General features: G+C 35.4%; 1 protein-coding gene. It reads left to right on the forward strand.

Features of this window, described 5'->3' with window-relative positions:
- On the forward strand, window positions 1-263 hold a 263-nt coding region (locus ACODJP_RS14175), incomplete at both ends, for a hypothetical protein (RefSeq protein WP_422482601.1).

Raw genomic sequence — 263 nt, forward strand, 5'->3', positions numbered from 1 at the left:
GTAATTCAAAGGACTTTGGCGGAAAAGTGATGGTCTTTGGAGGAGATTTTAGACAAGTATTACCGGTTGTGCCAAAAGCAACAGTTTACCAAACCATATCAGCAAGCTTGGTTAAGTCTTATTTATGGCACCAAATGACAAAAATCAAATTGTCCACAAATATGAGATCAAGAAATAATATGCAATTAAGTCAATTCTTACTAAGACTTGGAAATGGTGAAGAACCAACTGATGCTGAAGGCAATATTAGAATTCCAAAAGAG

It is taken from the genome of Pleomorphochaeta sp. DL1XJH-081 (genome assembly GCF_049310885.1).
Classification (GTDB): Bacteria; Spirochaetota; Spirochaetia; order Sphaerochaetales; family Sphaerochaetaceae; genus CAYZJV01.